The organism is Nocardioides sp. (genome assembly GCF_024509035.1).
Lineage (GTDB): Bacteria > Actinomycetota > Actinomycetes > Propionibacteriales > Nocardioidaceae > Nocardioides.
Map to the genome: position 1 here is coordinate 1 of NZ_JANINT010000108.1, position 7,714 is coordinate 7,714.

At 70.4% G+C, this 7,714-nt stretch carries 11 protein-coding genes; 6 read left to right on the forward strand and 5 right to left on the reverse strand.

The window, feature by feature from the left end:
* The coding region (locus Q0L15_RS08870; protein WP_296603731.1) for an amino acid racemase at positions 1–719 on the forward strand (719 nt) is incomplete at its 5' end.
* Here Q0L15_RS08870 and Q0L15_RS08875 read toward each other — a convergent pair.
* On the reverse strand, positions 710–1,159 hold the full coding sequence (locus Q0L15_RS08875; protein ID WP_296603733.1) for an NUDIX domain-containing protein: 450 nt from the start codon (positions 1,157–1,159) through the stop codon (positions 710–712). The genes Q0L15_RS08870 and Q0L15_RS08875 overlap by 10 nt on opposite strands.
* A 39-nt stretch (positions 1,160–1,198) precedes the next feature.
* Between Q0L15_RS08875 and Q0L15_RS08880 the strand changes: the two genes are divergently transcribed.
* The gene (locus Q0L15_RS08880) at positions 1,199–2,053 is read left to right on the forward strand and encodes an aldo/keto reductase (protein ID WP_296603735.1); all 855 of its coding nucleotides are present in this window, start codon (positions 1,199–1,201) and stop codon (positions 2,051–2,053) included.
* A 19-nt stretch (positions 2,054–2,072) separates the two neighbouring features.
* Here the strand turns inward: Q0L15_RS08880 and Q0L15_RS08885 are convergent, their stop codons facing one another.
* Complete coding sequence (locus Q0L15_RS08885) at positions 2,073–2,570, reverse strand: MarR family transcriptional regulator (protein ID WP_296603736.1); 498 nt, start codon at positions 2,568–2,570, stop codon at positions 2,073–2,075.
* A 39-nt stretch (positions 2,571–2,609) separates the two neighbouring features.
* Between Q0L15_RS08885 and Q0L15_RS08890 the strand changes: the two genes are divergently transcribed.
* Positions 2,610–3,584 (forward strand): EamA family transporter, encoded by a 975-nt coding sequence (locus Q0L15_RS08890; RefSeq protein ID WP_296603738.1) that lies wholly within the window; start codon positions 2,610–2,612, stop codon positions 3,582–3,584.
* Here Q0L15_RS08890 and Q0L15_RS08895 read toward each other — a convergent pair.
* From Q0L15_RS08895 to Q0L15_RS08905, 3 genes are all read right to left on the reverse strand, one after another.
* The gene (locus Q0L15_RS08895) at positions 3,503–4,090 is read right to left on the reverse strand and encodes a hypothetical protein (protein WP_296603740.1); all 588 of its coding nucleotides are present in this window, start codon (positions 4,088–4,090) and stop codon (positions 3,503–3,505) included. The two genes, Q0L15_RS08890 and Q0L15_RS08895, sit on opposite strands and share 82 nt — an antisense overlap.
* A gap of 99 nt (positions 4,091–4,189) precedes the next feature.
* A complete protein-coding gene (locus Q0L15_RS08900) occupies positions 4,190–4,675 on the reverse strand; it encodes a nitroreductase family deazaflavin-dependent oxidoreductase (protein ID WP_296603741.1) in 486 nt (161 codons plus the stop codon).
* Between the two features lie 3 nt (positions 4,676–4,678).
* Positions 4,679–5,107, reverse strand: coding sequence for a nuclear transport factor 2 family protein (locus tag Q0L15_RS08905; protein ID WP_296603742.1), 429 nt, complete (start codon positions 5,105–5,107; stop codon positions 4,679–4,681).
* A 45-nt stretch (positions 5,108–5,152) separates the two neighbouring features.
* On the opposite strand from Q0L15_RS08905, the gene Q0L15_RS08910 reads away from it, so the two are divergent.
* The 3 genes from Q0L15_RS08910 to Q0L15_RS08920 all read left to right on the forward strand — a co-directional run.
* A complete protein-coding gene (locus Q0L15_RS08910) occupies positions 5,153–6,028 on the forward strand; it encodes a TIGR03619 family F420-dependent LLM class oxidoreductase (protein WP_296603743.1) in 876 nt (291 codons plus the stop codon).
* Positions 6,028–7,173, forward strand: a complete 1,146-nt coding sequence (locus Q0L15_RS08915) for a hypothetical protein (RefSeq protein ID WP_296603744.1) — start codon at positions 6,028–6,030, stop codon at positions 7,171–7,173. The genes Q0L15_RS08910 and Q0L15_RS08915 overlap by 1 nt, the downstream gene beginning before the upstream one ends.
* Positions 7,173–7,714, forward strand: a 542-nt coding sequence (locus Q0L15_RS08920; protein ID WP_296603745.1) for an SDR family NAD(P)-dependent oxidoreductase, incomplete at its 3' end; no start/stop codon positions are given. The genes Q0L15_RS08915 and Q0L15_RS08920, both read left to right, overlap by 1 nt.

Consider the following 7,714-nt stretch of genomic DNA (forward strand, 5'->3'; position numbering starts at 1 on the left):
GTGGACGCATGCTGACCATCGGCCTCATCGGAGGCATGTCCTGGCACTCGACCGAGGCCTACTACCGCCGCATCAACGAGCAGGTCGCCGACCGCCTCGGCGGCCACGCGTCCGCGCGCATCGTGCTGCAGTCCCTGGACTTCGCCGAGGTCCGCGACCACCAGCTGCGCGAGGACTGGACGGGAGCCGGCGAGCTGCTCGCCGAGGCCGGCCGCCGCTGCGAGCAGAGCGGCGCCGACCTGGTCGCGATCGCCACCAACCTCATGCACAAGGTGTTCCCGGCCGTCGAGGCCGCGGTCTCGGTGCCGGCCGTGCACATCGCCGACGCGGTGGCCGCGGTCGCGCGGCGCTCGGGGTGGACGCGGATGGGCCTGCTCGGGGCGTCGTGGGTGATGGAGGAGTCGTGGTACCGCGACCGGCTCCGGACCCACGACATCGAGGCGGTCATCCCGGGTCCGGACGACCGCGCCGAGATCGACCGGGTGATCTTCGAGGAGATCACCCAGGGCCGGTTCCTCGACGCATCGCGCCAGAGCTACGTCGAGGCCATGCAGGACCTCGCCGACTGGGGCGCCGACGCCGTCGCGCTGGCCTGCACCGAGATCGGCCTGCTCGTCGGGCCCGACCAGGCGCCGCTGCCGACGATCGACTCGGCCACCGCGCACGCCGACCTGCTGGTCGACCTGGCACTGGCCCCGGAGGCTGTCGCTCAGGCTTGATCTCGCCACAGGCGCAGCGCCACGTCGACGAGCTCCACCCGGTCCAGCTCCGACACCTGGTCGACCGGGACCCACCGCGCCTCGTCGGTCGACCCGTCGACCTCGTGGGTGAGCTCGCCGCCCACGACCCGGGCCTCGTAGATCACCCCGACCATGCGCAGCACGCGATCGGTGTCGGAGACCCGACGGTCGGGCTGCACCACCAGGCTGTCCACGCCCAGCAGCCGCGTCAGCCCCACGGCGTACCCCGTCTCCTCGGCCACCTCGCGCACCGCGGCCTCCTCGATCGACTCGTGGAGCTCCACACCGCCGCCCGGCAACGTCCATCGGGCCGCCTCACGCCAGTAGGCCAGCAACAGCCGCCGCCGGTCGTCGACGACGATCGCGTAGGCACCGAGCCGGGTGTCGTAGTCGGTGTAGGCAGGAGCAGGATCGGTCACCGGGGGAATGATTCCGCCCGAGAGAGGTTGAGGCCAGACATGCCAGACATCACTGTTCCGTCCATCGCCCTGAACAACGGCACCTCCATCCCGCAGCTCGGCTTCGGGGTCTTCCAGGTGCCGCCGGAGCAGACCGCCGAGGTGACCGCCACCGCGCTGCAGGTCGGCTACCGGCACATCGACACCGCCGAGATGTACGGCAACGAGGCCGGCGTCGGCGAGGCGATCCGCTCCTCCGGCATCGCGCGCGAGGAGCTCTACATCACCAGCAAGCTCAACAACGGCTTCCACCGGCCCGACGACGCGCGCCGCGCGTTCGACGAGACGCTGGAGAAGCTCGGGCTCGACCGCATCGACCTGTTCCTCATCCACTGGCCGCTGCCGACGCAGTACGACGGCGACTACGTCTCGACCTGGAAGACGCTCGCGTCGTTCGTCGAGGACGGGCGCGCGGCGTCGGTCGGGGTCTCGAACTTCCAGCCGGCCCACCTCGACCGGATCGTGGAGGAGACCGGCGTGCTGCCGGTGGTCAACCAGATCGAGGTGCACCCCTACTTCACCAACGAGGACGCGCGCGCGGCCTCGCATCGGCACCAGGTGGCCGTCGAGGCCTGGTCGCCGATCGCCCAGGGCGGCGTGCTCGGCGACCCGGTGATCGGCGAGATCGCCGAGGCGCACGGCAAGACGCCGGCGCAGGTGACGCTGCGCTGGCACATCGAGCGCGGGGACATCGTGTTCCCCAAGTCGATGCGCGAGGAGCGGATGCGCGAGAACTTCGAGATCTTCGACTTCTCCCTCACCCCCGACGAGGTCGCCGCGATCTCGGGCCTCGACAAGGGCGAGGCCGGTCGCACCGGCCCCAACCCGGACACCTTCGACTGGATCCCCAGCTGAGCTGAGGGAGCCGAGTCGATCAGGCGCCGAGGGCGCGGCCCCACTTCTCGAGGAGGCCGGCGAGGCGGGTGCGCTCGAGGTCGTCGAGGAGGCCGACGAGGCGGTGCTCGTTGGCCATGTGGGCCTCGAAGGCGCGGTCGATGAGGTCGAGGCCGCTGGGCGTCAGCGCGACGACGCGGCTGCGGGCGTCGGAGTCGCCGACCCGGCGGGTGACCCAGCCGTGCTCGACGCAGCGGTCGACCCGCTTGGTGACCGCACCCGAGGAGACCATCGTCTGCGCCGCGAGGTCGCTCGGCGCCAGCTCGTACGGCGCCCCCGAGCGGCGCAGCGTCGCAAGCACGTCGAACTCGCCGTGGCCGAGGTCGTACTTGCGGTAGACGGTCTCCAGCTCCTCGTCGAGATGCGCGGCGAGCCGGTGCAGACGGCCGATGATCCCCTGCGGCGAGACATCGAGGTCGGGGCGCTCGGTGCGCCACTGCGCCATGATCCAGCCGACGTGATCGAGGTCTCCAGCCATGGCTGGAATATATCTGCCACGGAAACTATTATCCTTTCCGTGGAAACTAACTGGCGCGTGCTGAGCCTCACTGCGATCGCCCCGATCACCTGGGGCTCGGGCTACTACGTGACCGAGACCTACCTGCCGCCGGACCGGCCGCTGTTCGGCGCGATGGTGCGGGCACTGCCGTTCGGGCTGCTGCTGCTCGCCTTCCGGCCCACGCTGCCGCGCGGCGAGTGGTGGTGGCGGGCCCTGCTGCTCGGCACGCTGAACGTCGGCGCGTTCTTCGTGCTGATCTTCGTGGCGGCCTACCGCCTCCCCGGGGGCCTCGCCGCCACCCTCACCGCCACCGCGCCGGTGATGATGATGCTGCTGGCGTGGGGCCTGGTCCGCGAGCGCCCGCAGGTCGGGTCGCTCCTCGGCGCGGCCGTCGGGTTCGCCGGCGTGGCCCTGCTCGTGCTGCGCGGTGGCGCGGTCGTCGACCCGCTCGGCGTGCTGGCGTCGTTCGCCGCCGTCGCGATGTCGTCGCTGGGCTACATCCTGATCAAGCGCTGGACGCCGCCGGTGGACATGCTGACGTTCACCGCCTGGCAGCTGGTCGCCGGCGGGCTCGTGCTGCTGCCGGTCGCCCTCGTCGTCGAGGGCGCTCCGCCGCCGCTGGACCTGCGCGCCGTGGGCGGGTTCGTCTACCTCGGCCTGATCGCGACCGTCGTCGCCAACGCGCTGTGGTTCCAGGGCCTGCGCCAGCTCCCCGCCGCGGCGGTGTCGCTGGTGGGCCTGCTCAACCCGGTCGCCGGCACGATCGTCGGGATCGCGCTCGCGGGCGAGGCGTTCGGTCCCACTCAGGCGCTCGGCATGGCGATGGTGCTCGTCGGCATCATGGCCGGACAGCCCGCGATCGCCGGGCGTCTGCGGCTGCGGCTGCGTCGCCCCCGGTACGAGCCGCAGCCTCAGCCGATCGTGATCCTGACCTCGTTGGACTCCAACCCGCCGTCGGTGTCGACGACGCGGAACCGGTTGACCCCTGGCTGACTGGTCTGGATCGGGATCTGGAAGGTCTCGTCACTGACCGACCCGGTGGCGTTGAAGTCGGTCCACGCCCCGCCCTCGAAGCGCTGCACCTGCAAGATCGCGCCCTCACCGCCGGGATAGACACCCGTCAGGTTGAAGGACTCCATCGGGCCGGCCGACGTCGCGCCGGCCGACAGCGAGATCTGCTTGCGCGGCTTCGCGGGCTTGGACGACTTGGTGGCATCGGCCGAGGGATCACCGGAGCCCGGCGTGCTCGAGGCACCGGGCGCGAGCGTGATCTGGGGACCGGACTCCATCGGGGTCTTCTCGGGCTTCGGCAGGTACATCGACCGCTCGGAGGTCGACCCGCCGCTCCCGTCACCGCCGCCGAAGCCGAGCACCTTGGTGCCGGCGAGCACGACAACGCCGAGGATCAGGCCCACTGCCAGACCGACCCCGACCAGGGCCACCAGCCCTGCGGCGATCGGGTGTCCCTCGTCGGGACCATCGGGCAGCTGTTCGGACACGCGGCGATCTCCCCCGGTTCGTGACGGTACGTCCTCCCCATTGTCATCGCTCGGGCAAGGCCGACCAAACGTCGTCCCGTCGACGCCCGGCCCGCGGGGTCAGCGGGGCTCGAGCACCACCACGGGGATCTCGCGATCGGTCCACGCCGCGTAGGTGGCGAAGTCGGCGTACAGCGCCACGAGGCGCGGCCACAGCTCGGCGCGCTCCCGAGGATCAGCCGTCCGGGCACGGACGGTGCGCACGCCCTCGCCGCGCAGCTCGACGGTCACGTCGGGCTGCGCCATCAGGTTGGGGTACCACTGCGGGTTCTTGGGGAGTCCGCCCTGCGAGGCCACGATGACCAGGTCGCCGCCGTCCTCGAGGTAGAGCAGCGGTGTGGTGAACGTCCGGCCGGACTTGCGACCGACATGGTTGAGCAGCAGCGTCGGGACGGGCTTGCGGAACCCCGCGCCGATCCGCCACTTCGATCCGACGCGCCCGTTGGTGAGTCGGAACGCCCGGACCTGCGCGCGGGCGCCGTACTTGATGATCTTCGCGGTCAGCGGGGAGTCCAGCCCCTGCGGCTTCTCCTTGGGCAGCGCCACGGCTCAGATCCCACGCTTCCAGACGATCTCCTCGTGGAGCCTGCGGCTGCGCCAGCCGTCGGGGGTGCGCACCATCGTGTGGTGGTAGAGACCGCCGAACTCGACGACCTTGGTCCCGCCCGCGCCATCGTCCATCGGCATCGGGTTGTGGAAGTACGCCGTGGCGAGCGCCTCGTCCCCGCCCTCGAACCGGATGTCGACCTGCGCGAGGGAGTGCATCCGCTTCGGGAAGAACGCCGGGAGCACCTCGGCCAGCCACGGCTTCACGGTCGCGTACGTGTCCGCGACGCCGCCGGACTCGGTGTAGTCGATCTCGGCGTCGGGGGTGAAGACGGTGTCGAGCGCATCCCAGTCGCCGGTGTCGATCGCGCGGGTGTAGCGCACGATCACGCCCTCGATCTCGAGGCGGTCGCTGATCTCCTGGAGGTCCACCCCCGAACTCTGGCACAGAACTGGAACACGTTCTACTGTGTGCCCATGCGATTCACCTACGCCGAGGCGATGACCCAGGCGACGTACTACGCGCCGCTCGCCCAGGCGGCCGAGAAGGCGGGCTACACGTCGATGACGGTGGCCGACAGCCTGATCTACCCCAAGGACTCCGACTCGAAGTACCCCTACACCGACACCGGCGACCGGGAGTTCCTCGAGGGCAAGGAGTTCATCGAGACGATGGTGCTCTGCGCGCACCTGTTCGCGCACACCACGACCCTGCGGCTGACGCCGTTCGTCCTGAAGCTGCCGGTGCGCCCGCCGGTGCTCGTCGCCAAGCAGGCCTCCTCGCTGGCGTTCTTGTCGAACAACCGGCTCGGCCTGGGGGTCGGCATCTCGCCGTGGCCCGAGGACTTCGCCAACCTCGGCGTCCCGTGGGAGAAGCGCGGCAAGCGGATGGACGAGTGCATGGACATCCTGCGCGGGCTCACGACCGGCGAGTTCTTCTCCTACTCCGGGGAGTTCTACGAGGTCGACGAGCTCAAGCAGTGCCCCGGCGCCTCGGAGAAGATCCCGCTGCTGGTCGGCGGGCACGCCGACGCCGCGCTGCGCCGCGCCGTACGCAAGGGCGACGGCTGGATGCACGCCGGCGGCGACGGCGAGGAGCTCGACCGGCTGCTCACCCGGCTCGCGGAGATCCGCGCCGAGGAGGGCGACACCCGCGACGACTTCGAGGTGCACGTCATCTCCTACGACGCCTACGACCTCGACGGCATCAAGCGCCTGGAGGACAAGGGCGTCACCGACTGCATCGTCGGGTTCCGGGTGCCCTACATCAAGGGCCCCGACACCGAGCCGCTCGAGAAGAAGATCGAGCACCTCGAGCGGTACGCCGAGAACATCATCGCGAAGGCAGGCTGATGGGCGACCTCACCCGCCCCCTCCAGGACGCGATCGCGGAGGCGGAGAAGCTCATCGAGAGCGCGCCGTTCATCCGCACCGAGCAGGACCTGCTCGAGGGCTACGACTACCTCGCCGGCCGGATCCGGATGGCGATGCAGATGGCCTTCGACCACGACCTCGAGCGGCCGCTGTTCATCAACCCCACCCACCAGTTCTCCCGGCAGGGCCTGGACAACCCCGACGCGATCTACTTCAACGCCTACCTCAAGGAGGGCGTGGAGTACGTCGTGCGCGGGGTGCGCGGCACCAGCGCCGACCTGTCCTTCCAGGTGATGGGCGGCGCCTACACGGCCGACTCCGCGGCGACGTCGATGCTCGCGTTCGACGACCGCGAGCTCGACATCGCCGAGGACGGGTCGTTCGAGTTCACCTACGTCGCCGAGCCGGGCGCGAAGACGATGATCGTGCGCGAGGTCTTCAACGACTGGGACACCGAGGAGCGCGGCCGGATCTGGATCGAGCGCACCGACACCGTCGGCCTCCCGGCCGCCCCGCTGACCCGCCACCGGCTGGAGCGGAAGTACGAGGTCGCCGCCAAGCTGTTGACCGGCTCGATCCAGACCTGGCTGGCGTTCCCGCAGTTCTTCGAGCGCAAGGAGCCGGCCAACCAGCCGACCGCGCCGCAGTCGACCCCGGGCGGTCTGTCCTCCCAGCGCTCCTCCATCGGCCACTACGACCTCGCCGACGACGAGGCGCTGATCGTGACGGTGCCCGAGTGCACCGACTGCGCCTACCAGGCGATCCAGATCGGCTCGGACTGGTACATCTCCACCGACTACGAGACCCACCAGACCTCGTTGACCAAGGCCCAGGCGGTCACCGACCCCGACGGGCTGATGCGGTTCGTGATCTCCGAGACGCCCCCGGGCGGCGCCCCCATCGCGAACTGGCTCGAGACCACCGGCCACCGCACCGGCTCGATCATGCTGCGCTGGCAGCGCCTCGAGCGCGACCTGGGCCCGGAGGACGGCCCGGTCGTCGAGGTCGTCAAGACCGCCGACGTACCGAGCCGGCTGCCGCACTTCACCCCCCTCACCACCGAGCAGTACGCCGAGCGGATCGCCGCTCGGCAGCGCTCCGTCGCCCGAAGGATGCTGAGCTGATGACCGACCTGGGATACGCCGAGGCCCACGACACCTCGATCGAGGAGCGCTACGAGCCGGCGCCGCTGCTGCGGGGCAAGGTCATCGTGATCTCCGGCATCGGCCCCGGCCTGGGCCGGGCGCTGGCCGAGGAGGCCGCGAAGATGGGCGCGGACCTGGTGATCGCCAGCCGCACCGAGTCGCGGCTGCTGGAGCTCCAGGCCGACCTGGAGGGCTACGGCGGCAAGGTCGTCAGCGTCGTCGCCGACGTCACCGACGAGGACTCGCGGGTCAACCTGCGCGACAAGACGCTCGAGGCGTTCGGCCGGGTCGACTGCGTCATCAACAACGCGTTCACGATCCCGCCGATGGACCCGATCACCCAGATCGAGCCGCGCAAGCTCGCGAAGGTCAACGAGACCAACGTCTTCGCGCCGCTGCGGCTCTCGGCGCTGTTCGCCGACGCGCTCGCCGAGGCCAAGGGCTCGATCATCATGCTGAACTCCTGCGTGGTGTTCAGCTCCCAGCCGGAGTACGCCGGCTACAAGCTCTCCAAGGGCAC

Coding starts and splice junctions, on each gene's coding strand:
- Q0L15_RS08880 (WP_296603735.1), top strand. CDS start 1,199: ATGCCAGACATCACTGTTCCGTCCATCGCCCTGAACAACGGCACCTCC.
- Q0L15_RS08885 (WP_296603736.1), bottom strand. CDS start 2,570: ATGGCTGGAGACCTCGATCACGTCGGCTGGATCATGGCGCAGTGGCGC.
- Q0L15_RS08910 (WP_296603743.1), top strand. CDS start 5,153: ATGCGATTCACCTACGCCGAGGCGATGACCCAGGCGACGTACTACGCG.
- Q0L15_RS08915 (WP_296603744.1), top strand. CDS start 6,028: ATGGGCGACCTCACCCGCCCCCTCCAGGACGCGATCGCGGAGGCGGAG.